The organism is Alistipes indistinctus YIT 12060 (assembly GCF_025144995.1).
GTDB classification, from domain to species: domain Bacteria; phylum Bacteroidota; class Bacteroidia; order Bacteroidales; family Rikenellaceae; genus Alistipes_A; species Alistipes_A indistinctus.
In genome coordinates this window covers 551,899-577,357 of record NZ_CP102250.1, presented here as the reverse complement: position 1 = coordinate 577,357, position 25,459 = coordinate 551,899, and the positions used below count along the sequence as shown (strand labels likewise).

The 25,459-nt window shown below is 53.9% G+C and carries 20 protein-coding genes; 7 read left to right on the top strand and 13 right to left on the bottom strand.

The genetic code is table 11. The features are described from left to right. Positions 1-17 precede the first annotated feature (17 nt). From NQ495_RS02715 to NQ495_RS02690, 6 genes are all read right to left on the bottom strand, one after another. Positions 18-1,652 carry a S41 family peptidase gene (locus NQ495_RS02715; RefSeq protein ID WP_181982246.1) on the bottom strand — a complete coding sequence of 545 codons (1,635 nt, stop codon included), beginning with the start codon at positions 1,650-1,652 and terminating at the stop codon, positions 18-20. Then, positions 1,649-3,010 (bottom strand): histidine--tRNA ligase, encoded by a 1,362-nt coding sequence (gene hisS, locus NQ495_RS02710; RefSeq protein ID WP_009134504.1) that lies wholly within the window; start codon positions 3,008-3,010, stop codon positions 1,649-1,651. The genes NQ495_RS02715 and hisS overlap by 4 nt, the downstream gene beginning before the upstream one ends. A 12-nt stretch (positions 3,011-3,022) precedes the next feature. After that, a complete protein-coding gene (ettA, locus tag NQ495_RS02705) occupies positions 3,023-4,696 on the bottom strand; it encodes an energy-dependent translational throttle protein EttA (RefSeq protein WP_009134505.1) in 1,674 nt (557 codons plus the stop codon). A gap of 143 nt (positions 4,697-4,839) precedes the next feature. Then, the gene (gene nagB, locus NQ495_RS02700; RefSeq protein ID WP_009134506.1) at positions 4,840-5,652 is read right to left on the bottom strand and encodes a glucosamine-6-phosphate deaminase; all 813 of its coding nucleotides are present in this window, start codon (positions 5,650-5,652) and stop codon (positions 4,840-4,842) included. A 191-nt stretch (positions 5,653-5,843) separates the two neighbouring features. Then, complete coding sequence (locus NQ495_RS02695; RefSeq protein ID WP_009134507.1) at positions 5,844-7,781, bottom strand: PIG-L family deacetylase; 1,938 nt, start codon at positions 7,779-7,781, stop codon at positions 5,844-5,846. A gap of 83 nt (positions 7,782-7,864) precedes the next feature. Beyond that, positions 7,865-8,284 carry a hypothetical protein gene (locus tag NQ495_RS02690; RefSeq protein ID WP_009134508.1) on the bottom strand — a complete coding sequence of 140 codons (420 nt, stop codon included), beginning with the start codon at positions 8,282-8,284 and terminating at the stop codon, positions 7,865-7,867. A 201-nt stretch (positions 8,285-8,485) separates the two neighbouring features. On the opposite strand from NQ495_RS02690, the gene NQ495_RS02685 reads away from it, so the two are divergent. Genes NQ495_RS02685 through NQ495_RS02675 form a run of 3 tightly spaced genes read left to right on the top strand, consistent with a single transcriptional unit; the run spans position 8,486 to position 10,725 of the window. Continuing rightward, positions 8,486-8,908, top strand: coding sequence for a hypothetical protein (locus tag NQ495_RS02685; RefSeq protein ID WP_040294563.1), 423 nt, complete (start codon positions 8,486-8,488; stop codon positions 8,906-8,908). Beyond that, positions 8,901-10,199, top strand: coding sequence for a DUF3440 domain-containing protein (locus NQ495_RS02680; RefSeq protein WP_040294564.1), 1,299 nt, complete (start codon positions 8,901-8,903; stop codon positions 10,197-10,199). Before NQ495_RS02685 ends, NQ495_RS02680 begins: the two co-directional genes overlap by 8 nt. Positions 10,200-10,203: 4 nt before the next feature. Then, positions 10,204-10,725 carry an IbrB-like domain-containing protein gene (locus NQ495_RS02675; RefSeq protein WP_118060473.1) on the top strand — a complete coding sequence of 174 codons (522 nt, stop codon included), beginning with the start codon at positions 10,204-10,206 and terminating at the stop codon, positions 10,723-10,725. 130 nt (positions 10,726-10,855) lie between these two features. On the opposite strand, the gene NQ495_RS02670 is transcribed toward NQ495_RS02675, so the two are convergent. From NQ495_RS02670 to NQ495_RS02640, 7 genes are all read right to left on the bottom strand, one after another. Then, positions 10,856-12,277 (bottom strand): OmpA family protein, encoded by a 1,422-nt coding sequence (locus NQ495_RS02670; RefSeq protein ID WP_009134512.1) that lies wholly within the window; start codon positions 12,275-12,277, stop codon positions 10,856-10,858. Between the two features lie 17 nt (positions 12,278-12,294). After that, positions 12,295-12,861, bottom strand: a complete 567-nt coding sequence (locus NQ495_RS02665) for a DUF3575 domain-containing protein (RefSeq protein WP_147513104.1) — start codon at positions 12,859-12,861, stop codon at positions 12,295-12,297. 92 nt (positions 12,862-12,953) lie between these two features. Next, positions 12,954-15,215 carry a type 2 periplasmic-binding domain-containing protein gene (locus NQ495_RS02660; RefSeq protein ID WP_040294565.1) on the bottom strand — a complete coding sequence of 754 codons (2,262 nt, stop codon included), beginning with the start codon at positions 15,213-15,215 and terminating at the stop codon, positions 12,954-12,956. Positions 15,216-15,246: 31 nt separating this feature from the next. Beyond that, complete coding sequence (gene fimD / locus NQ495_RS02655; protein ID WP_009134515.1) at positions 15,247-17,220, bottom strand: fimbrial tip adhesin FimD; 1,974 nt, start codon at positions 17,218-17,220, stop codon at positions 15,247-15,249. An 8-nt stretch (positions 17,221-17,228) separates the two neighbouring features. After that, positions 17,229-18,638 (bottom strand): fimbrial protein, encoded by a 1,410-nt coding sequence (locus tag NQ495_RS02650; RefSeq protein ID WP_009134516.1) that lies wholly within the window; start codon positions 18,636-18,638, stop codon positions 17,229-17,231. A gap of 6 nt (positions 18,639-18,644) precedes the next feature. Then, a complete protein-coding gene (locus NQ495_RS02645) occupies positions 18,645-19,541 on the bottom strand; it encodes a FimB/Mfa2 family fimbrial subunit (protein WP_009134517.1) in 897 nt (298 codons plus the stop codon). Between the two features lie 77 nt (positions 19,542-19,618). Beyond that, a complete protein-coding gene (locus NQ495_RS02640; protein WP_040294567.1) occupies positions 19,619-20,725 on the bottom strand; it encodes a hypothetical protein in 1,107 nt (368 codons plus the stop codon). Between the two features lie 502 nt (positions 20,726-21,227). Here NQ495_RS02640 and NQ495_RS02635 point away from each other — a divergent pair. From NQ495_RS02635 to NQ495_RS02620, 4 genes are all read left to right on the top strand, one after another. Continuing rightward, positions 21,228-21,977, top strand: coding sequence for an RNA polymerase sigma-70 factor (locus NQ495_RS02635; protein WP_147337763.1), 750 nt, complete (start codon positions 21,228-21,230; stop codon positions 21,975-21,977). Positions 21,978-22,058: 81 nt separating this feature from the next. Continuing rightward, on the top strand, positions 22,059-23,093 hold the full coding sequence (locus NQ495_RS02630; RefSeq protein ID WP_009134520.1) for a FecR family protein: 1,035 nt from the start codon (positions 22,059-22,061) through the stop codon (positions 23,091-23,093). A 27-nt stretch (positions 23,094-23,120) separates the two neighbouring features. Continuing rightward, a complete protein-coding gene (locus tag NQ495_RS02625) occupies positions 23,121-24,233 on the top strand; it encodes a DUF3575 domain-containing protein (protein ID WP_009134521.1) in 1,113 nt (370 codons plus the stop codon). A 396-nt stretch (positions 24,234-24,629) separates the two neighbouring features. Continuing rightward, positions 24,630-25,430 (top strand): OmpA family protein, encoded by an 801-nt coding sequence (locus NQ495_RS02620; protein ID WP_187118325.1) that lies wholly within the window; start codon positions 24,630-24,632, stop codon positions 25,428-25,430. Positions 25,431-25,459: the final 29 nt, after the last annotated feature.

Sequence of the window (25,459 nt, the reverse complement as noted above, 5' to 3'; positions counted from 1 at the left end):
ATCGGTCGTTTTCCGTTCTAAGGTTTTTGCGGAAGGACCGTACCTGTGCTGTCTCCGTATTGGTTCCAGTTCTTGAGCACTTCGAGCGCTTTGGCGAACACTTCGTCGTTTTCAGCGTTCATGATGACGAAATATTCGTTGAAACCCCACAGCTTCTGCGCCAGCAGGGCTTTGATTTGTGTTCCGATCTGGCGTGCCGAGCGGTCGAATCCCTCTTTGTCGAACGGAACTCCTTTTTGCTCTGCCATCTGGGTCAGCTCCGAAAGTACCTTCTCGTCTACCTTGAAATTGCGGCTGAACGCTTCGATGGTCGGATAGGTCTTACTGAGCCGATCGCGGTTTCGATCCATATAAGCCACGGCGAATTCGTTCAGCATGCCTTTCCGGATCAGGTTGCTCAGGTATTTGGAATATTCCGTCGTATCGTATTCGACGGTGATGTCGGGCGTGATTCCGCCGCCGCCGAAAACCGTACGTCCGCTGCGCAGCGTCCGGAACATTTCCGAAGAGTCGACCCGGGTCGTGTCGCCCGTTTTACCGAAGCGGTTGATGAAGTCCATCTCATACCCCTCGAGGTCCCCGTTTTTAAAGGGCCGTTGAATGACTCGGCCCGTAGGCGTATGGTAGCGTGCGACAGTCAGCCGGATCGCGGAACCGTCCACCAGCGGGAACTGGCGCTGTACGAGCCCTTTGCCGAAAGTGCGACGTCCGAGAACCAATGCCCGGTCCCAGTCTTGCAATGCGCCTGCCACGATTTCGCTGCCCGATGCCGATGTCTCGTTCGTCAGCACGATCACTTTTCCCGTGGTAAACGGACCGTCTGCCGTGGCTCTCGCCTCTCCGGGCGGCACGCGCAGACCTTCGGTCGAAACGATCAGGCTCCCTGCGGGCAGGAAGAAGTTGCTCAGGTCGATCGCCTGGTCGAGCAGGCCGCCGCCGTTGCTGCGCAGGTCGAGGATCAGTGCATCGAGCGGGCCGAGTTTTTGGTAGGCTTCGAGGAACTCCTTGTAGGTGTTGTTCGCAAAGCGATTGACCCGGATATAGCCGGTCGAGGGATCGACTTTGTAAGCGGCGTCGATCGTGTTGATCGGAATGTTGTCGCGGATGATCGAAAATTCCAGCGGAGCCTTCTCCCCGTGCCGTACGACCTCCAGGTCGACGCGAGTGCCTTTCGGGCCGCGCAGGATTTTGGGCACGTCGAGCTGCTTCGTGCCGACGATATTCTTGCCGTCCGCCTTCACAATCCGGTCGTTCGGTAGCAGTCCGACTTTTTCGGACGGGCCGCCCGCGATGACATTCACCACGATAACGGTATCGCTCAGGACGTTGAATTCGATGCCGATACCGCTGAAACTGCCGTCGAACACCTCCTTGACGCCTTTCATCTCCTCGGCGGTCAGGTAGGTCGAGTGGGGGTCCAGTTGCAACAGCATTTCGCGGATCGCTTTTTCGACCAATGCGTCGTTGTGGACCGTATCTACGTATGTGCCGTTCAGGTAGCGGTAAAACTGGTTGAGCTTCTGCAATTGCAGCATCGGGTCATTCGGCGATGCCGTTTCCGCTGCCGGGACCGGCATCTGTGCCAGTGCCCCGAAGCAGACCGTTAAGCCCAGCACCAGGGCCAATGCCCCGCTTTTTATTTTTCTTGTCATTTCAACAGGTTTATCAATTCGGCTTGTGCGATGGATTGCTGCTCGCCGGAGCCCATGTTTTTTACCGTGACGGTACCGGCGGCCAACTCGTCGCTGCCGAGGATCGCCACGTAGGGTACGCCCCGGCGGTTCGCATACTCCATTTGCTTTTTCATCTTCGCATTTTCGGGGTAGATCTCGCAGGCGATATCCGCTTCACGCAGGCTTTTCGTCAGTTTGAGTGCGGCCCGTTCCTCTTCGCCGCCGAAATTCAACAGCAACACCTTGGTCGTGCCGCTCGCTTCGGGTGGGAAAAGGTCGAGCCCGGTCATCACGTCGTAAATGCGGTCCGCTCCGAACGAAATACCTACACCGGACATGTTCGGCATGCCGAAGATGCCCGTTAGGTCGTCGTACCGTCCGCCGCCGCAGATACTTCCGATCGCGAAATCTTTCGATTTCACCTCGAAAATCGCCCCGGTATAGTAATTCAATCCCCGTGCCAGCGACAGGTCGAGCTCGATTTCCAGCGAAGTGCCGAGCGCTTCGGTGTAGTCGAAGATCGTTTCCATCTCTTCGATTCCTTTGAGTCCGGTCTCGCTCGCGCCGATCACCCCGCGCAGCTGTTTCAGCTTGTCGCGGTTGCTGCCGCTCAGCGACAGGATCGGCTGCAGCGCCTGCACGGCCGCTTCCGAGATACCATTCTCGCGCAGCTGCGCATTGACCGCTTCGATCCCGATCTTTTCGAGTTTGTCGATTGCTATGGTGATATCCATCATCTTGTCGGCATGGCCGATCGTCTCGGCGATCCCGTAAAGAATTTTGCGGTTGTTCATCTTCAGCGTTACCGCGATTCCCAGTTTGGCAAAGACTTTTTCGACGATTTCGATCAATTCGACCTCGTTGATCAGGCTGCGGCTGCCGATCACATCGACGTCGCACTGGTAAAACTCCCGGTAGCGTCCTTTCTGCGGCCGGTCGGCGCGCCAAACCGGCTGAATCTGATAACGTTTGAACGGAAATGAAATTTCGTTCTGATGCTGCACCACATAGCGTGCGAAGGGTACGGTCAGGTCGTAGCGCAACCCTTTCTCGCAAATTTTGGTCGAAAGCGCGTTGCTATTCCCTTGGCCGGTCTCTTCGGACGGAATGCCACTGAGGAAGTCGCCAGAGTTGAGGATTTTGAACAGCAACTTGTCTCCTTCGTCGCCGTACTTGCCCAGCAGCGTGGAGAGATTTTCCATCGCAGGGGTTTCGAGCGGCTGGAATCCGCAGGTGCGGAATACGCTTTTTATCGTGTCGAAAATGTAAGTGCGTTTGATCATCTCTTCGGGACCGAAGTCGCGTGTCCCTTTGGGAATGGAGGGTTTCTGTGTCATGTGTCGGTGGGATTATGCTAAAAGTTTGCGGTATTTGACCCTGTGCGGCGTGTCGTCGCCCAGGCGTTTGCGCTTGTTCTCTTCGTATTCGCTGTAACTGCCCTCGAAGAAAACGACCTGCGAGTCGCCTTCGAAAGCGAGGATGTGCGTCGCGATGCGGTCGAGGAACCAACGGTCGTGCGAGATGACTACCGCACAACCTGCGAAATTGTTCAAACCTTCTTCCAGCGCACGCAGCGTGTTCACGTCGATGTCGTTGGTCGGTTCGTCGAGCAGCAGTACGTTGCCCTCCTCCTTGAGTGCGAGGGCCAGGTGCAGGCGGTTGCGTTCCCCGCCCGACAGTACGCCGCACTTTTTCTCCTGGTCCGTACCGCTGAAGTTGAACCGCGATACGTAAGCGCGCGCATTGATGCTCCGGCCGCCGAGCTGGATCAGCTCGCTGTCCTGCGATATAACTTGGTAAACCGTCTTTTCGGGGTCGATCGACGAGTGTTGCTGGTCCACATAGGCCAGTTTTACCGTTTCTCCCACCTTGAACGATCCGCTGAGCGGCTTTTCAATTCCCATGATGAGTCGGAACAGGGTGGTTTTACCCACGCCGTTAGGGCCGATTACGCCGACGATACCGGCGGGCGGCAGCGAAAAGTTCAGGTGCTCATACAGCAATCGGTCGCCGTAGCCCATCGATACGTCCTGCGCCTCGATCACCATGTCGCCGAGACGGGGACCGTTGGGGATGAAGATTTCGAGTTTTTCTTCTTTCTGTTTGGTGTCTTCGTTGAGCATTTTGTCGTAAGCGGCCAGGCGCGCTTTGCTTTTCGCGTGGCGGGCCGACGGGGCCATGCGCACCCATTCCAGTTCGCGCTCGAGCGTTTTGCGGCGTTTGCTCTCCTGCTTCTCCTCCTGCGCCAGCCGGTTCGATTTCTGTTCGAGCCAGCCGCTGTAATTACCCTTCCACGGAATCCCTTCGCCACGGTCCAGTTCCAGAATCCAACCCGCCACGTTGTCGAGGAAATAGCGGTCGTGGGTGACGGCGATCACCGTTCCCTTGTATTGTTGCAGGTGTTGTTCGAGCCAGTCGATGCTTTCGGCGTCGAGGTGGTTGGTCGGTTCGTCGAGCAACAGCACGTCGGGCTCCTGCAACAGCAGACGGCACAGTGCCACCCGGCGCCGTTCGCCGCCAGAAAGGTGCTTTACCGGTTCGTCGGGATCCGGACAGCGCAGTGCGTCCATCGCCCGTTCGAGCGTGGCGTCGAGCTCCCAGCCGTTCTTGTGGTCGATCGCTTCGGTCAGTTCCCCTTGCCGTTCGATCAGCTTCGCCATCTGGTCGTCGTCCATCGGTTCCATGAACTTCGCATTCACTTCTTCGTACTCTTTAAGCAGTGCCACTACTTCGGCGCATCCCTCTTCGACCACTTCCCGGACGGTTTTTGTGTCGTCCAGTTGCGGTTCCTGTTCGAGATAGCCGACTGTGTAGCCGGGAGAGAAGACCACTTCGCCCTGGAAATTCTTTTCCAGACCGGCGATGATTTTCATTAACGTCGATTTTCCGGAGCCGTTCAGGCCGATGATGCCGATCTTGGCGCCGTAGAAAAATGAGAGGTAGATGTTGTTCAGTACTTTTTTCTGGTTGGTGAAGGTCTTGCTGACGCCTACCATTGAGAAGATTATCTTTTCGTCTGCCACAGGTTTGGTTTCGATTTTAAGGGTTTGTCCATTTACCCCGCCGTCCGCATCGCGGAAGCGGTGCGGACGGTAAGGGGTTTATTGATTGTATGGCGCGTTGATTCGGGAATGGGGCCGCAACGTTGCGCATGCGGGCTACGGCACTATTTCAACAGCGATTTCGGGTTCAGGTTGGCTGATTCGATATCTTTGAAATATTTGTAGGTACCCACTTTCAGTTCGTCGGTAGCGTCTTCGTCGCAGACGATGATGCCGGCCGGGTGCGTTTGCAGCGCGCTGATCGTCCACTGGTGGTTGTAGGCGCCTTCGACACCTTCGGCCAGTGCCCGCGCCTTGTTGTGTCCCATCGTGAGGATCATCACTTCGCGGGCGCTCATCACGGTACCCACGCCGACGGTCAGCGCGGTTTTCGGCACGAGGTTCACATCCCCGCCGAAGAAACGCGAGTTGGCGATAATCGTGTCTTTGGTCAGGGTTTTGACCCGGGTGCGGGATTTGAGCGATGAGAACGGCTCGTTGAACGCGAGGTGCCCGTCGGCTCCTATACCGCCCATGAACAGGTCGATACCGCCGGCCGCCTCGATGCGTTCCTCGTATGAGGCGCACTCTTCCGTCAGGTCGGGAGCGTTGCCGTTCAGGATATTGACGTTCTCAGGCTTGATGTCGATATGGCTGAAGAAGTTGTTCCACATGAACGAGTGGTAGCTTTCGGGGTGTTCCCGTGGAATGCCTACGTATTCGTCCATGTTGAAAGTGATGACATCGGCAAACGATACGGCGCCTTCCTGGCAGTAGCGGATCAGTGCCTTGTATGTCCCCAGCGGGGTGGATCCGGTCGGAAGTCCCAGCACGAACGGCCGGTTGCAGCACGCTTTGCGCTCACGGATCCGTTTTACGATATAGGCCGCGGCCCATTCCGATACGCCGTTGCTGTCCGGCTGAATGATAAGTCTCATGGATTAATCGATTTATGGTTTTCGGTATCTTTTATCTGTTAAAACCGGATACGAACGATTTTTCGATTACTACGAAGGGTTTTCGCAATCGCTCGCACCGCTCTTTTGTCTGTTTTGTATTCGGCTGGCTGTAATCGATCGGCCGTTGCATTTATTCATGGCAATGTTCAGCCCTGTATTTGTCCGGATCGTCAGAATAGCCTGACAAACACTTCGATGGCTTGATATTCGGCCATTCCGAGCTTGTCGTACAGCCTGGCGGTGTTCTGGTTCCGTTCCTCGGCCCGTTGCCAGAATTCGCGCTTGTCCTCGCCCGGGAACGGGACGATGTCCTTTTGCGAAAGGTGGCGGTAGATCGCATGGCGTTTTTGGATCACTTCGTCCGGGCTCAGCGGTACGGCCATGTCGACCATGTCGAGGTCCCACTCCTGCCATGCCCCGCGGTAGAGCCACAGGCGGCACTCCTTGACCCACTCCTCGTCCTGTACCACTTCCATGGCGGCCAGTACGGCTTCGATGCAGACGCGGTGCGTGCCGTGCGGATCAGAGAGGTCGCCGGCCGCATAAATCTGGTGCGGTTTGATTTCGCGCAGCAAGTCGACGACGATCTGGATGTCTTTGTCCGTGAGGAGGCCTTTCTTGACGCCCCCCGTTTCGTAAAACGGCAGGTTCAGGAAGTGTACGTGCGACGGATCGGTCAATCCCATTTGGCGGCAGGCGGCTTTCGCCTCGGCCCGGCGGATCGAACCTTTCAGGCGGCGCAATTCTATCGGTTCGGCTTCGCCTTTTTTCTTGTTGTTGATAATCTCCTGCACTTCGTTGTAACGGTCGACGAAACCGCATTCGCGGGCAGTATCGAGGGTCTGCAACACGATATCGTCCAGAACCGCGATGTTGCCCGAAGTCTGGTAAGCCACATGCACGTCGTGCCCCTGGGCAATCAGCCGGATGAACGTACCGCCCATCGAAATCACATCGTCGTCAGGGTGCGGACTGAAGATCAGCACCCGCTTGGGGTAGGGAGTCGCCCGTTCGGGACGGGTCGAATCGTCTGCGTTGGGTTTGCCGCCCGGCCAACCTGAAATCGTATGCTGCAGGTCATTGAATACCTGTATGTTGATCATGTCGTAGGTCTGGCCTGTCGCTTCGAGCAACTGACCGAGCCGGTTGTCGATGTAATCCTGGTAGGTCAGCTTCAGGATCGGTTTATCCACCTTCCGGCAAAGCCACAGCACCGCCGTGCGGATGAAACGCTCGGGCCACAGGCAGGTCCCGACCAGCCACGGCGTTTTGACGCGGGTCAGTTCCTGTGAGGCGCCTTCGTCTACGACTACTTCGATATTGGGGTGCTTTTGCAGGCAGGTCGCCGGCGTAGCCGAATTTTCCTCACCTTCGACGATATCCTTAATTACGGTGGCTTTCTCCTCGCCCCAGGCCATCAGGATGATCCGTTTGGCTTTGAGGATCGTTCCGAGGCCCATCGTGATCGCTTTGCGCGGCACGTTGTCGATCCCGTAGAAGATCGATGAAACGGCCTGCCGGCTTTCGTTGCCGAGCGCTACCAGCCGCGTGCGGGTGTTGGTGTACGAACCGGGTTCGTTGAATCCGAGCTGGCCCTGTACGCCGGTGCCGAGAAACAGCAGGTCGAGTCCGCCGTACTCTTCGATCTTCGCTTCGTAATCACGGCAGAAGGCAGCCACCTTGTCCAGCGGGAGAGTACTGTCCGGGATATGAATGTTTTCAGGCAGGATGTCTACATGGTCGAGCAGGCTTTCATGGATCAGCCAGTTGCGGCTCTGCTGCTCTTTAGGCGAGATGGGGAAGAACTCGTCGAGGCTGAACACCACTACATTGCGAAAGCTCAGGTTCTCTTTCTTGTGTATTTCCACGAGCGCACGGAAAACACCGACCGGAGATTTTCCCGTAGTGATGCCCAAGATGCACAGTTCTCCGAACTTCTGTTTTTCGCGGATGCAATTCTCGATTTCGCGGGCTACATACATCGAACCGCTCGATTCGGATGTGAATATGTTGGTGTAGACTTTCTCGAATTTTCGGATGATGTCGGCGGGATCGGCGCCCGGTTTGAGGCCGCCCGGCTTGTTCAGTTTGTAATTTCTTGCTGCCATCTTTTATCGTGTTAGAAATAACCCTTAAAGGTAGGAATAAACTGCGGAAATGCAAAATTTCAGATGGCAACAATCCTGCCTGGTTACGGCGCCGCGACCCCTGTTTCCCTGTAAACGGCCTCACCGAGCAGATGCACGATCGCTTTATCCCGGTAGGGGGCAGCCTGTTCTGCCAGCCTGTATTTGGCGCAAAAATCGTCTGTCCCGCTGTAATCCCGCCGGATCAGGATCGGATAGGCGCTCCGTGCCGCTTCGGTCATGTAACGTACGGCGATCAGGTATTTTGAGGCTTCGGAGCATTCGATTCCTGCAAGCAGTTTTTTGTAGCGGACGGTGTCGCGGGCAAGCAGTGCGTCGTAGAGTTTGTGGATTTTCACACACTCTTTTTTGAATATGTCCTTTCGGGGCTGTGCTGCAACCGGCCCTGAAGCGGCGAGGAAAAAACTGCCGGCCAATGCGATCAGGTAGATCCGAAAGAGGCGGATGTGAGGTATAGGTGCCACGTTGTTCGAGGTTAATTGTATTACTACTACATTGATTATCAGTTATTTAAATGCAAATGTAGTGGAAAATCGCGAAATTCAAAATCTTCATTTAAATTTGAATAATACAATGCAGTATTGTATTTTTGTAAAAATACTCAGGCTTGCCAGTCATTCGGAATCCCGGTGACGGCCACTCCTGTCAAGATGAATGTGTGCTGTATGGTAATCGAAAAGTTACAAGGAACCTCGCCCCGTCTCTATACGTTGATCGCTCCTTTGGTCATGCGGCGCAGCGTACTTCGCCTGAACAACAATTATCCTTTCTGGACTTCCCGTTCACACACTTGGTTCGTTGCCGAGGAAGGGGAGTCCGTACTGGGATTCGTCCCGGTCGAAGTGAGGGACAACGGGGTCGTAAAGATCAACAATTATTATGTTTCGGGCGACGACAACAGATTACTTTCCCGGTTGATTCAGGAAATTGTGAATGATTATCGGGGGGATTACACGATCCAGTCCGTCACCCACACGCGTCATATCCCCGTTTTCCTTTCCGAAAAATTCCAGACCGTCAAAGAGTGGAAACTTTATGTCAAGATGCAATACGGTGAAAAACCGTGCGGGGAATCAGCAAATGGATAGCAGCTTGCCGAATGTATATGAACTGGCCCAACGGCGTCTGAAGTTCCTTTTCGAAGCGTTCGACAATATTTATGTCTCTTTTTCCGGCGGCAAGGATAGCAGCGTCCTGCTGAATTTATGCATCGATTACATCCGCAGGCACGGACTCGACCGGAAAATCGGCGTTTTCCATATGGATTATGAGATACAGTACCGCGATACGGTCGCCCACGTCGATCAGGTGCTGGCCTCGAATGCCGATATTCTCGAAGTATACCGCGTCTGCGTGCCGTTTAAAGTGCCGACCTGCACATCGATGTTCCAGCCCTATTGGCGGCCGTGGGAGGAGAGCAAACGGGAGTTGTGGGTGCGGGAAATGCCCGCCGGATCCTATACGGGCAAAGATTTTCCGTTTTTTTCGGCGAAGATGTGGGACTACGAATTCCAAAGCCGTTTTGCCCTGTGGCTGCATCGCCGCAAGCGGGCCGGGCGGACTTGTTGCCTGATCGGAATCCGCACCCAGGAGAGTTACAACCGTTGGCGGAGTATCTACAGCGACCGCAACAAGCATCGTTTCCGGGGGGAGAGGTGGATCCGGCAGTGTAAGGCGGATAATATTTGCAATGCCTATCCGATTTACGACTGGTTGACGACGGACGTTTGGACCGCGAACGGGAAGTTCGGCTGGGCGTATAACCGGCTGTACGATCTTTTTTACCAGGCCGGGGTGCCGCTCGAGAACCAGCGGGTCGCCAGTCCTTTTATCTCTCCGGCCATTCCGAGTCTCTCGTTGTACAGGGCCATCGATCCCGATACGTGGGGTAAAATGGTGAGCCGGGTGAACGGAGTCAATTTCGCGGCTCACTATGGTAAAAGCCCGGTCGCAGGGTGGCAATCCGTCAGTTTGCCGAAAGGACTGACGTGGGAGAAGTATATGAATTTCCTGCTCACCACATTGCCTGCAGAGACCCGGCGGAACTACCTGGAGAAACTCTCCGTGAGCATCCGTTTCTGGCGCGACAAGGGCGGCAGCCTCTCCGACCAAACCATCGCCAGGCTGCAAAAGGCGGGTATTCCGATCCGCATCGGTGAGAAAAGCGGGTACCGTACCGACAAAAAACCGGTCAGGATGGAGTATCTCGACGACATCGACGTTCCGGAGTTCAGCCAGCTGCCTACGTTTAAACGGATCTGCATTTGCATCCTGCGAAACGACCATGCCTGCAAGTATATGGGTTTCTCTCCCAACAAGAACGAAACGCTCCGCCGCAAGAAAATCATGGAAAAATATGAATCGTTGTTGCGATCCTAAACAGATGAAAGAGTACCGCAGTCCTGTCTATAACATCCGGGCCGTTCCGGTGGAAAAGGTCGTGGCCAACAGCTACAATCCCAATATCGTCGCTCCGCCCGAAATGAAATTACTTGAACTTTCCATTTGGGAAGACGGCTACACGATGCCGTGCGTTTGTTATTACGATGCCGAAGGGGACGTCTACGAACTGGTGGACGGCTACCATCGCTATCAGGTACTGAAAACCTCCCGCCGGATTTACGAACGGGAGAAGGGGTTGCTGCCGGTGTCGGTGATCGAGAAGGATATTTCCAACCGGATGGCGTCGACGATCCGGCACAACCGGGCGCGCGGGACGCATAACATCGAACTGATGAGTGAAATTATCGCCGAACTTTCCCGTGCGAATATGTCGGATCAGTGGATCATGCGCCATATCGGGATGGAACGGGATGAATTGTTGCGGCTCAAGCAGATTACCGGTCTGGCCGAACTGTTTGCGGACAAGGAGTTCAGCACCGGCGAAGCGCAGGACAGGGTATAGGCCGAAGTCGGAAGGCATACTAGTAAAAAAACAGCGCGACGATTCGTCGCGCTGCGGAGAAAAGATGATGCAGTAGTGTCGTGTTTTTCATTGTCTATGCCGAGGTCGATATTTCCGGTCGGGATGAACCTTAGAATTCGATCCGTTTGGCTTGGCGGATATGTTCGAGGTTGATCGGTGCGTATTGGTCTCCATTTTTTTCCGCTTTGCGCAGGAATGTCTCAGCCTGATCGTAATCCCCCTTCATCATGAAGCAGACGCCGATGTAGTTCTGGGCCGCAGGGTTGTCCCGCTGGGTTTCCAACTCCTTCAGGGCGGTTTCGTAATCGCCGGCCGTCATATGTTTCATCGCTTTATTGATCAGCGTGACCCCGATGTTTTCGGGACTGTCGGGATCGATCCAGGTCGTGCGGCCGTTCTCGTCGGTGACCGCCGTCGCGATGGAAGCCGTCCGGTCGATATCGTAATATACCTGGAGGTATCCGGCATTGCGCAGGGACGGGTAGAAACTCTCCAGCATGTAGGCGTAGGGCTTTCCTCCCGCGAGTTGTTTCAGCTTGGTTTTCCTCTCTTCCTGTTCGATCGTGTAGCTGTCGATGATATCGAGTGCCTCCTGGCGGTATTCCATGTCCGATGCCGCGACCAGCCTGCGCAGGCCGTCCCAGTCTTCACGGCCGTTGTAAAGTTCGAACAGTTTGTCGTCTTGCGGCATGTCGAGGTTGTGCTGCAGGTAGTTTTTGAACGATTCGGCCCGTTTTTGTGCAAGGGCGGTGTTAAAGGCCAACGAACCTTCGGGAGAGGCGTAGCCTGCGATCACGATCTGTTTGAGCGATGCGTTCGGATCGTCGAGGATCAGCCTGAATGCTTTCCCTACGGCATTCAATAGCTCCTTGTTCCCGGGGATATTCATGTCGATCATGTGCGAACCGACCTTGAACTGAACGACCGAGGTGCCTTTGTCGCGTTCGTTGAACAGGATGTCGTAACGGTTCGGGTAATCTTCCACGGGGTGCAGGAACGGATTTTCGAGTGAGTACTTTTCAAGCTCGGTGAGCTGGTATTCCAGGGGTACCGTGCCGAAAGCCGGGTCGATCTCATAATAGAGCAGCTTGTCAGCGGCGAGGATCCGGTCGGCCCGTGTCTCTTCCGAGCAACAGCCGGTGACGGTCTGCCCGACGGCCAGTGAGACGGAACTCATCCAGTCGCGGTACGGAACGATCGCCCGGTAGCGGATCGTCGCGGGAAGTTCTTTTCGGGCGATGGCCGTACCTTTGTCCGCAGTCTCCCTGTTGCGGGTTTCGTACAGGCTGCGCCGTTTGCCGGTCACGACGGTTTCGTCGAGCGCCTGTCGGTTTGTCCCGTTATAGAGGACGGGAGATATCACGACTTTGTAGTTCGGTTTCAGCTTGTCGACCGTGACGTCGAACGAGACTTCCACATTCTGGTCTACTTTGCGTATTTTGGTGTTTTCCGGGGTCAGCTTTTCCGGCGCGGCAGCCCATAGCTGGGCCACTGAAAACAGCGACAGAATAGCGGTTAATGCTCTTTTCATCGGGCGTTCAGATTATATCAATTGATAACGAAGATCAGGTTAATGCCCACTTTGGTCGGGCCGAAATAGTTTTTGTTTCCGGATTCGAGCCGCTGGCCGCAGTCGTAACAGGGATACTTGTCGTAATTGAATCGTACGTATCCGACGCCTACGGTGGCTTCCAGGCTCCATTTGCGGGCGAGCATCCATTGGTAACCGTAACTCACGCCCCCGCCGACATAGGAGCCGTCGTAACGGTAATCCTTGCCGTTTTTGGCCAGCCCGAACGGGAGTTTGACTTTGGCGATGTTGTATTCTCCGCCGAGACCGTGTACTCCGAAGAAATGCCCGTTGAATCGTTCGCAGAGCCAATAACGGAATTCCGGCTGTACCAGCCAGTGTTTGAATATTTTGCCGCTCGATTTCTCGAACGGGTTGTAATTGCCGGATATGTCCAGGGTCGTCGCCCGGCCCAGTCCCAGTTCGATACCCAGGTTCGGTGTCGCCAGCGCATCGTAAACGACGTTGTTTTTCAGTACGACCCTTTGGGCTCCGGCCGAGAGTGCTATGGCGGCAAAAGCGAGCGAAAGGATAACTTTTTTCATCATGGAATATTATTCTTCTTTATGGACCGGCCGCTCTATCGGCGGCGGCCGGTCACCTTGGTTTGCAAATGTTACGGTCCGATCCGGGAAAATTACTCGGCGCGTAGCGTAATGATATCGGAAGTTTCTTTCATAATCCGGCGCAGGGTCCGCGTGGCCCGGCGGTCGCTGCTCTCTTCGATCTCGAACAACATCAGGTGGTCGAGGCGCGTTCCTGGAATCATGTACCATTGTCTCCAGCCGTGTGCGAGGCCGCTGCCGATCTCTTCCGCTTCTATTCGGCCCGTTTTGCCGTGCGTGGCGGGATCGTGATTGTCGTGCCTCAGGGCATAGGCGCTCACGACGAACAGCGCTTTGCCGTTGCCCAGGTTGGTCGCATGGTTCGCCCGTTTGAACTTCCTGCGCAGGAATTGCGTATTGACCAGGTAATATTCGTAGGTCAGCGACGTGAATTCCTCCATGTTATCGTGGTATAGTTTCACCGTCCGGGCCGCTTCGTCCTGGTCGAGGTCCGCCGAGGTCACTTTGAAGCTGACCGTTTGCGTTCCCGGCCCGGCAGGCGTGTAGTAATAATAACCGTTTCCATCGTCGCTGAATCCGGTCATGTCCGACGGCGTCAGGTTCGGGGCGTGGAACAGTACCAGGGACTGGCGGGCGAATGCATCCTCCGACATGTAGAAGGTTACCAGCGCCTCTTGCCCGGCACCGTAACCCACGCAATTTTGCAGGTAGGTGGTGTGGTGCCTGTTGATGGCGACGAGCGTCAGTGCCGGTCCGACGTAGGCGGTTTTGAATATCGGGTGCGATATCGTCACTAGTTCTCCGCTGTGGTTCCTCGAATTCTGGAAGTAAACCGTTTGCGGTCCCGCCTGTGTGGCGGTATAGATATAGTCGATGCTGCCGTCCGCATTCGACTCGATCCGCAGGTTGTTCCGGCTGGCGTTGGTCGGTTCCAGGTTGCGGGCCGTAATCACGCACTCCAATGGAAAGTAGGCTGCCGGGATTTCATCCGGGATATTGAACGTAAGCGTTTTCGAGTCGCCTTTGTTGATTCCCGAAGGCATTCCTGCGGGTTCGAACGTGAATTTTTCGCAGGAGATAACCGTCACGATCCGCGAGAGCGCTCCGGCCGATATTCTGATTTCGGCCCGTTTGAAACCCTCGTCGACGACTTTCACGTCGGCATATACCTTGCCCGCAGTCCGGTCGATGGTGAGGTTGTCCAGGATGCCGTCGGGATCGGAAAGCACCTGCGGATTGCGCAGGTCGCCGTTCGTGATCACATTGCTTTTTTCGTACTTTACGTCCAGCTCGAGCCGCTGTGTCGCTACACCGGTTCCCGGGTTGGTCAGGATGTTGACGATTGGGTTTACCGTCAGGCGGTCCGATCCGTCCGAAATTTCCGGCGACTCCTTGATAATCTCCGCATAGAGGTCGTTGATCGGCGGCGAGTTTAGCGCATCTTCGACGCTTCCCGAGCCGATGTTTCCGGGCATGTAATCGATGATCCTGATCCTGAAGTGGGTGTTCCTTACGACCGGATAGAGGTTCAGCTCGCTGTCGATCAGCTGGATTTTGTAATATTTCTTGTATGCACCGCCGGCGTGCAGGATAACGACCGTCTGGTTGTTGTAGCTGTTGTCGCTTTCGAACATATATTTGGGCTCGGTGTCGAGTCCGGCAGGCTTGTCTGTGCACATCCCCGGATTACCCGGGAGGGTGGGATGGTCCGCCGACCATTCGAACGGATCGGTTGCATTCGGCCGGAAGGAGGCGACGGTGCCCCGGGTCGCATAATTGTAGAGGGCGAACCCTTCGATGGTGAATTGCTCGCGCTGTCCTTGGGCCATCAGATCCAGCAGGTTCTGGTCGATTTCCACGGTCACTTTGGCCTGGTTGCGCAGCAGCTTTACCTGGGGCGGCGTATTGAAATTATCGATTTCCCTGCGGTCCCACAGTACCCAGCCGTCGGATTCGAATTCCGGAATGAGGGTTTGCTCATCTTTACCCAGCGAACCGCGTTCGTCGAACGTGCTCCAATCGTAATTGGCAATGAAATGGATAATGCGGGTGCTCCCCGAGATTTTGGCTTTAAAGGTTCCTGCCAGCATGTCAGTAGCGGTCGAACGGCCGAGGAACAGTCCGTTGGCGTCGAATTGCAGCAGGCTGATATCGCTGACCGTGTTTTCGCCGGACCGGGTACGGAGAACCGTGTAGTCGGGAACCGAATAGGCGAATTGAACCTCTCCGTCTCCGCTTCGGGATACAGGTTCCGTCCCGGGATCGTATTTCTGGCACGCGGTCAGGATTGCGATCAGGGATAGCAACAGGATGTAACATATCTTTTTCATCATCGTATCTTATTAATCGTATCTTTTCAAATGGCTATAAGGGGCGGTCTATGTCCCGCACGCAGCGCACTTCCGCATAGCTGGCGTTTTCTCCGTTCGTACCGCCGGACGGATTCAGGATGCGGAATGCCGAGTTGGACGCGGGGTCGGCGGTCCAGTAACGGTGCCGGTCGGTAATCTCCTTGATTTCGCTTTTGCTGACGTTCTGAAGAATGTCCAGCAGCAGCATTTCGGCATAGGTCGGCATGCGCCATCCGGTATAGGTCACGCCGTCCGTACCGGTCTCGGAGTAGTTTTTGCACCGGCTCACGGCGGCCCAGAAATCGACTTTGTCCGTCGAGGAGGAGACCCGCGAGGCGAACATGAAGTTCGGAGAGATCATCCACCGGTTTTCGGTCGAGGGATCGGTATAGCCGTTTTTATCCAGTACGGGGTAACCGATCTGGCAATATCCGTACTCCATCTCCTGCCTGCCGTCGTTGACGGGGTTGTAAGGGTGCGGTCCGGTGTAGAGTTGTCCGGTCAGTTCCTGGTAATAACCGCGTATGTGGGCATCACCCCAACTTCCCTTGGTCGGCACGTCCGGCATCGGAATCGTCCGCAGGTCAGCCTGTTTGATGTTGACCGTGTACATGTTGCGGTTTTTAGTTCCGTCCACATCCTGCGACGTGATGTGTCCGATCCAGATGGGCGGATATTGCGTTATCTTGACACTCTGCACGATATGGTCACCGTTTTCCACGTCAAAAGTGATGGTTCTCGGCACGAAATTGTCCGGAATGGTGCTGTTGATCGTGATCGATCCGTTGTGCACGAAAGGTTCACGGGTGACCGACACGCCGGCAGTCGAAGTTTCGACTCCTTCGACGAATACCTTCAGGTTCTGAATCTCCACGTTGTCCGATGAAGACTGAAACCCGGTCAGGTAGGTGCTGATGTTGTTCATTACGATCTCCTGTTCGTCGATGTAGAGGTACATGATGTTCTTGATCCATACGTCCACGTGGTTGGTCGTCCAGTCGACCACCTGGTAATTGACACTTTCCAATGTAACCGCTTCCGGTGCGCTCGATCCTCCGTCGCCGTTGATATGCGCAGTGATGTTGTAAATGTAGTTGCGCCGCAGTTTGTACAGGTGGGCCGGGTCATTCCCATCGGACGCGAGCCGGTAGTTTGCGGGAAGTTTGTAATAATGGTTTTCGGTACCCGCTCCTTTTCGGATCGGTACGTTCAGGTAAATGAATGTCTCGTCGGCTACTGCGCTGTTCCAGTCGTTTGCGTATGAATAGAAGATGATTTGATCCGCATCTCCCGAAACGGCATCCGTATTCGTATAGGACGCAGTCGTGGCAAGGGCGGGCGAATAGGCGTCGCCGCTTTCCAGCACCCGGCTGTCGTACGCGTAGTTGACCAGTTTCTTCGTTACCTGGCCTGTGGGCTGGTAGTCCGTACCGTAGCTGAGGTTTACCCGGATTTTGGCAACACCCCTTTTGAGCGATACATCGATGTTTTTGTTTGTGTTCGTACCGTCGTTCAGCACCGTTACCGCCGATTTTCCGTCCATCAGCAGCGCAGACTGTACCGCATCGGGATCCAACGCTTCGGCGATGACGGCCGCTTTCAATTCGGCGAGGCTTTTCGCACTGCCGGTGGCCGTCCCTCCGTTCGCTACGACATATACCGTATACCCGGCGTTCAGGGCAAAATCTTTCTGCATTTTCGTCAGTCCGTACCGGACGAGGCCGGCCGCCGGAGTAATACGCTGGTAGTGGACGCAAGCCTCTTCGCCTTCCTGGTAGATAAAGACGTCCAGTGTCGACACCTTATTTTCGTTCAGTTCGTCCGCACCGGTTTCCGACGCTTTGGTGAATTGCTCCACCGGCAACATGACCTGGAGCATCAGGCTGCCGTCGTCAGCGATCGAGTAACCCCGGTCCTTTTGGCACGACGGGGCGAGAAACAGGACAGCCAGCGCGAGGATCGGTAATATCGTATGCTTTCGTATCATGGCACTCATTATTGTATTTGTTTGATCAGAATTTCGGTTTCGGTTCCCGGATATTTCCGTCCGTCGTCGAAGGGGCCTCCCGCACCGTTTGGATTGATTGTCGCTTTTTGTCCGTCTACGGTGATATAGAACCGGCTTTGCCGGTCTGCGCCTGCGGAAAAGGTTTTAGAGGGCACGATCCGGATGTAGAACGGAGTGACCCTGGTAATGCCTTGTGAAACATAATCTCCTTCGGAGAGCAGTTTGAAATCGAGTCCGTTGGTGAGGTTGGCCGCCCAGACCGCTCCGGCAGGCGCCGTAAGGTTGAAGCTGAAAGTGGCTGGATCGGACATGGATACCTCTCCGCGGTTGGCTCCGTTATCCGTTCCTGAAAACGTAAAAGCCCGGTTGTCGTAAGTAATTTCCGAAAGTTCCGTATCCCATTTCATAACCTCTATACGCAGATACAGTATCCCTTGGGGTTCCCCTACGACGGTCTTGATACGGTATACCTTGTTCCGTTCCAGGTCGTACAGTCCGGCCAGATTCTTCAGGTCTCCGCGATAGGTGACCGGAGCGCCGTTTACTTTCACATTTACCAGCAGGTACGGTGTCGAGGAGTCGTCCGGGGCGGCTCCCGACGGATCGGTTGCCCCGGAAATATTCTGGTAGCTGTAGAACGACGTTTCGGCATCGGACGGCGTGCGTGAAGCATAATCGGTATTGTCGGGCACCACTTCCAGCAAAGTCGCCGCCGAAGGTGTATGCGTTTCCGTCTGGCGGATATCGCCTGCGGGCATTGCGTTGCTCTGGTACTGGACGTTGCTTTTGGTCACCTGGTTGCAAAAGATTATAGAAACCAGCTCCACCGCATCGTCTGTCAGCTCTGCGGCTTTATAAACGTGCAAATCCAGCCGGCCTACCAGCCGTTCCATTTCTATCGACGCATTCACTGCGGTACTGGTCATCTCCACTACCTTTTTTCCTACCATGACGATATCGTTGCCCGCGAAAGTCGCGGAAGCGACTTGCAGTGCGTCGAGTACCGACCGGGGTGTCTGCTCGGTGATCGTTACCGGTTGTCCGGCTGCCGTAAAGCTTTGGCCTGCATAATTGGCGATCGCATAAACCGCCTTTTTGTCTTGCGTTACCCGGACCGATTTGGTGTAAAGGCTTGCCGACGATTCCGGCGTGAAGTCCGTGATCAGTTCGGAGAATTCCAGGTCGCCGTTGTCGTTGTTGAATATGTACACGGCCAGGCTGGTGAATCGGTCTTCACCGGTAATCGCCAGATCGCCGTTCTCGCTGCGAGTAATAAGGGCCAATGCCAGGTTGGCATCCTGTCCCGGGGAGTCATCCCCGGCGGTTTTGCTGCACGATAACACCAACAAGGGGATGCAAAACAGCAATATAGTTTTGAATATCTTATCCTTTTGCATGGATTCCTATTTTTGTGTCGGGTCGATATCTTCTTCTTCCCAAGGGGTAACATCTACCGAAGTGTTGTTGAATCTGAAGCGTATGGCAATTTCCACTTCGTCTTTATCGTCTACCGAGATGGAATGTTCGTTCATGAAATCCACCAGATTGACGGTCTTGTAACGGACGGTGCCGCCGCTGGATGACAGTGTCAGTTGCACGTCGTTGTCGTTGAGAAAACGATAGGCATTGATACGGGAGGTATAATCACCCGTTTCTGCATCGTGTACGAGCTGGGCCCGGTAAACGCTTTTAAGCGAACTGGAAGCTGTGCCGTCGAATCCCATCTGGGGGTGGAGGTTGGCAATGTCCACCTCAACGGGGGCATCGGCCTTGGTAGGGGCCGCCGCTCCCGTAATGTAAATGTGGAGGGGAATGTGGGCCTGCGTGAATTGCATCTCTTCATCCCGGAATTCGCTCTGTACGACCGTGATTTTTTTAAAGGCATAATAAATCCTGTCGTTTTCCTGTTCGATGACCGGATTCCCGGCGTAATAATCCCGGCAACCGAGCACGGCGTCGGAAAGCTTGCCCGAATCGTGTATTTCGGTACAGTCGGTCAGGTTCGTCCAGGCGATCAGGTAATACTCACCGTTGGGCAGGTTCAGGTTAATCCCCTTGTATCCCTGCAGGTCGCCGATACTTTTTGTCCGGGTCATCACGAGTTTCCCGTCGCTGTTGTAGACGAACAGGGTTACCTGGTCGGTTTTTTCCAGGAAACGGCATCGTCCCGGAATGTCGCCGTAATAGGTGAACGAGATACGGGTACGTTCGCAATCCAGTCCGGAGCCGTCATCGCGGATACATCCCGACAGTGCCAATGCCGACAATAGGATGGTAATGATATAGTTGAATCCTTTCATTTCGCTCAGTCAATTAGCTGTGTCTTTACAGTAAAAAGGGGGGGAGAGCGCCCCTCCCCCCTGTGATTAAAGGATTACTACAACTGTTGGAACTCCGGGTCGATGTTTTCTTCCACCCAATCTGCGATAGTAATGGTAAGGGTAATGTTGTAAGCGACCGGGTTCAGGTCGGTGTGCATGAACTGCGGTTTGATCTCGACGTTGACGTTGTAGATTTTACCCGCTTCAAAGGTGACGTTCTGGCCTCCTGTCGTGAAGTTCACGATATTCGCATATTTCGAAAGCGGCAGCAGTCTGGGGTTGTACGCTTCCTCGTCGTCGCTGGTGATCGTCGTTGCAGATACGTTACCCAGGTTGAGGTGCAGGTACGGAGTCTGTCCGGGGAAGAAGTTGAATGCGAAACACTTTTTAGCATCGGGATCGGCCGGGGTGTTGAACTCATCCAGGTCATACGGCGTGTATGCACTTGTATTCCATTGGTTGTAGCTGGCGAACGCCGCTTCGTTCGTTTCGCTCGCATCGGCGCCAAAAAGCCATTTTCCTTCGGTCGCCCGCTCGAAAGCGGTGGTATTGGTCATCAGCGATGCCGCCACGGCTGCGCCGTTATACTGTTTGTAGAAATTGTTGAGGTATACTCCCAGCAGTTCGCCGGTCAGGCCGGTCCATTCGACAAGGGCTGATTTCCCGTTCGAATTGTTGGTAACCGTCTCGCTTCCGTTTGCAACGAAAGACACCTGCTTTATTTGGAGACGGGCCATAACCGGTTTAATGGAGATATTTCCCGTGAAAGTATAGACGTTCTCGTCGTTTGCGTTTTCAACGCTTACGTCGAATGACGAGAGTGCGCCCGCCCCCGAGTAAAGCACTTTCGAGCCCTGCTGTTGGTTAAAGGTCGCCGCTACGGTCACTTTGTCGCCAACTGCACCGGTTACATAAGTTTCAGCACCTTTTTTGTAATTGCCGTAAACGGCGAGGTCCGTGGCTTCCGTCCCGACATTGGGAATCAGCAGACCTGCGGTGGTCAGTTTGTCCCAATCCGAGTCGGCCGTCAGGTTTTTGTCGACCTCCACTTTTTTCAGGATCGTACCTGCTGTGTTCGTAACAAAAATGGCGATGTTGTCTACGTCCGCGGTTGTGGAGAGCAAGCCTACCGGGTCGGAGGCTTTCGTTTGGACGTCTCCCATGGATATGACCACATGCTTTTCTCCGTTGGAGGGAGCGGGGCCCTGGTTCGCGTCTTTGGAACACGATGCCAGTATCCCTAAACTCAAACATGCTACAGATAAGTACTTGAATGTTTTCATAATAAAATAAATTAATTAAAGTTGAATACGTTTGTTTATATTCGGTTTTGAATCAAATAGTGGAAATAGGACCTTGCTCGTATTTCCGGCCATATTGTCCCTGTGTTTTTGTCCGGCTCTGCTTCCTGTTACACTTTCTAATACAAGCTTGGCCGGGGGATATATAGAAACGTTTATTCCTTTTTGTCAACTGATTATGCAACATCAGTAACATTGAAACTCTCATTTAGGGAAAAAAAACGCCGCACCTTCTCTATTTTCGGAAAATGAAAATTGCGGCGAGAAATTTGTCAGTAATCGAAGTGGTCGGCAGCTGTCATCAGCGTTCTGTTCGTATCATTTTTGCAATTCGGAAAGGATTGGAATTGCAAAAAAAATCCGATTGGCGGTACGCCGGAGCGAAAGCCTGTTTGAGCGGGCAACCTCCCGGTTTGAGACGATCGATTGTGAAATATTATTGGCATATTTGTCCGGAATGAATAGAAACACCCTTGTCGCAACAAGTATGAGTAAAGATTTAGCTTCGGCTCTTCCCGATCAGGAGGAGCTGGAATTAAACAGCCGGGAACGGCCTCTTGAAAGTGAGGTCGTGACTCCCGAATTGCTGGAAGCTCTCCGAGACGGAAGTCATGAGGCTTTTCAAACCGTCTATGTGCACTACCGGGGACCCATCGAAAATTTCCTGTACAGGCTGTTGCGGTCCCGTGAAGAGGCAGAGGAGATCGTACAGAATGTTTTTATGGTTCTCTGGGAAAGGCGGGCCGAACTCGATCCCGCTAAAAATATCAAAACCCTGCTTTACACGATTGCCCGCAATGCGGTCATTAATTTGTTCAAGCGTCAAAAAGTTTTTGAGCGGTATCAGCAGCAGCGTGATCCCGACGACAAAGAGCATTTGACGGCCGAGGATATCCTGATTGCTCAAGAGAGGGAGCTGCTGATCGAGCTGACTGTAAAAAACATGTCGTCGATGCGTCGGAAAATTTTTGAGATGAGCCGGCAGCAAAACCTTTCCCACGAAGAGATCGCCCAGCATCTTGAAATATCCAAACACAATGTAGCGAACCACCTGTCCCAGGCCCTGAAAAAGATCAGACACGTCCTGAAAGCGATCATCGTATTCATCCATTGATTCCGGTGTTGGACAAAAGAGAGTTTAGATTGTATTATTATTAGATGCCAGATTAGCCGGCCTATTTGTACGACTACGTTTATGAGCAATGATTCTCAAAAAATAATTCAGGAGATAATCGATCTGTATCTTGCCCAGGAGCATGTCGACGGGCAGTCGGCGGAACGGTTTCGGGCTTGGTTTGCCAATGACCTTCACCGGGAGGAGAAGGATGCGGCGTTGGCAAAGGCGTTTGACAGGACAGTACGTTTCGATCCCGATCCGGATGATAAAGTCCGTGCATCGTACCGGGAATTGATGGGTGTTGTCGCGCATCGCCGGGTGCGTGATCCGGAACCGCGAAAACGGAGGAGACCGTTGTACAGGAGAATGGGTTTTCGTATTGCTGCCGTCGTGATCCCTGCACTTGTCGTTGCGGCTTCAGCGTTGTATCTGCGGAACCTGCGGGTTCACGACCGCTTTGAACTGACCCGTTTGTCCGATGTGATAGAATCGGTGGGCAGCGGGGAACAAAAGCACCTTATGCTGCCCGATGGCTCCCAGGTGTGGTTGAACAGCAACAGCAGCGTGGGCTATTGCGAGAACTTTATGTCGCAACGCATAGTATACCTGGACGGAGGAGCGTATTTCATCGTGAATGCTTCCCGGGAGCGTCCTTTTACGGTTAAAGCGAGGAATTTGACGGCCGTGGCGACAGGAACTCAATTTGACGTGCAGGATTACCGGGATAGTACCACCAGCGGAATCGTACTGACCGAGGGTTTGCTCGATGTCTCCTGCGGGAAAAGAGTTTACCATCTGGATCCGCATATGCAAATCCGGATAGACAACAAGTCGGAGCATGCGGTACTGCGGGATGTCGTGGAGGATCAGCTGCCCCGTTGGATGTCACAGTTAAGGTTCGAGGAGATACCGCTCGAACATGCCCTGCACGTTATATCCAAATATTTCGGGGTGACGATCGATATGTCCGGGGAGGCGCTGCCCGACGGAAAATTTACGGCTGTTTTCGAACAGGATCCCTCTCTGGATAAAGTATTGTTTACATTACAGAATACCACTCCGCAATTCAATTATGAAATAGACGGAAATACGGTCCGGATTACAAAAAAATAAGTCCGTCCGCCAATCCAGCCTATGCTTATGCTCAGACACCAGCTTCTATGTATCCAGATCATTGCCGTTTTTTTTGTCTATTTGCTTTCTTTTGCGACTCTCTCAGCACAGGAAGTCCGAATCGTGCTTTCGGGTACCGAATTGCCGGCCCGCGACCTCTTCATCCAGATCGAGCGGCAGACCGTATACAGGTTTGCCTATAACAGTGCCGTATTCGATGCTTCGCAGGTGATCAATCTTCCCGCGGCGGAACTGTCCCTGCGGGAAATTCTCGACCGTGTCACGGAAATCTCCCGGGTTACCTGTCTCGTACATCAGGATATGGTTATCATCGGTCCGGGTAAAGAAGAGGTTCCGCCTCCGGTGATACCGCCGGGTATCGGTCGGCCACCAGCGGTTGAGGATCCGGAAACGGGAGACCGATATATAGCTACGGACATCCGTTCGTTAAGTGCCCTGTCCCGTCCCGACAGGTCGCTGCCTTTGGATAAATCCGAACCGGTACAAGTGATTCAAGTAGTCGTTGAGCCGGAATCCCGGGACAGCGTCGGAGACCTGATCGATGCCCGGCTGCCCGCTTCACACAGGATGCCGGTGGAATCTTACGTTGCATATAAAGGATTGCCTAAAGTCGCGGCCAAGACGAATCTGGTTCACTGGATTGCAACCGCTTCCCCAAATCTGAGCGTAGAGTTCGGATTGGGGCGTCGCACTTCGGTGGAAGTTTATGCGGCCAATAACCGGTGGAAAAGTTCGCAATCCCTCGAATGCAATAAAAAACTGGATCATTGGATGGTTCGTCCCGAGTTCCGGTATTGGTTGTGCGAACGGATGAACGGTCATTTTTTCGGTGCGAATGTCTCGTACTGGAATTACAATGTCAGCGGTTATAAAATCTTTTCATTGTTTGAGAAGGGGGCGCGCTATAAAGGGGATGCATTCGGGCTCGGGCTTACCTACGGATACCATATGGCCGTGTTGCCCCGCTGGGGGCTGGAGTTTTGTGCCGGGATCGGAGGTGCCGTATTGCAGTACGATAGGTTCGACTGCGACGGCAGCAACGAAGCGGCTGAACGTGCCACCCGGTTTTGTTTCGGGCCGGGCCGCGTCGGTATCAGCCTGGTGTTTGTGATTAAATGAGAGTGCCGTTAAAATAAGACGATGCAAAAAAAAATACTATTCCTGTTGTTGTGTGGTTTTACCTGTATGCCGTCGTTTGCCGGGAACGGATCCGGTATCCCGGTTCGTGTATCGGACCTGAATTTCCGTATTCAGAAAGATAGTGTCAAGATGTCGTTCCGGATACGGGCGGATCGGAGGGCGGTACGCAGCGGACAATATGTAGTGATCGTCCCCCGGCTGATGAAGGATAGTTTTACGTGGTCGTTCCCGGCGATTATCGTACAGGGACGATTGGCCGGGATTTCCCGGGCCAGGCACATAGCTTTGTCGAAACAGACGGTACCTCCGGCTCTGTTTTACTTGAGAAACAACGATGCGCAGCGGTATTCCGTTACGGTACCTTACCAGCGATGGATGGAAGGTGCCGAATTGAGCCTGGAGGCGGTCAAGATAACCCCGTGTTCGGAGGGTGATCCTTCTGGGCAGACGATTGCTGAAAACCTGATTATTCTGCCGGTTGAGGTCCGAACTGCCCCGGTTCCGGTCGCAAAAAGATCGGAACCCGAAGTCCGGGATACGGTGCCTGACGCTGCCGGTCTTTTTGCGGAAGAGCTCATGCGGGAGTATCCGTATATGGCCTTTTACAACCGGCAGGAGTTTACGGAAATGACCGATGGTCGTATCCTTTATGCGGACGACATGCAGCGTGCCGCGGCCATCTATTTTCCACAGGCTTATCAGATAATGCCGGATTATCGGGATAACGGCAGAGTCCTTTCGGAAGTAGCCGCTGCTTTAGCGAAGTTGCGGGAATCGCGTGATTTTATGCTGAAGTCGATTGTTGTGGCAGGTTTTGCTTCGCCTGACGGCGATTTTGCCGCAAACGACCGTATGGCATGGCGGCGCGCGGTGTCAATCAAACGTTACCTGATGACCGAATTCGGTATTCCTGCGGAAAAAATATACCTGTACAACGGTTCTGAAGACTGGCCTGGATTACGTATGCTGATCGAAAAATCCGAATTGGAAGGAAAGCAGGCACTGCTCGGGATTTTCAACCATACACCTGTTGCGGACACAGCCGGGCACAAGCTTTTGCTTCATGAAATAAAAGGTGTGGCAAACGGAGTTCCGTATCGGTACATTAGCGATCACTATTTTCCGCTGCTTCGTCGCGGTGGGATTCTCAAAATATTTTTCGAAGAGAAACAATAATTGCTGAGGAAGTAAATCTTAACCAGATA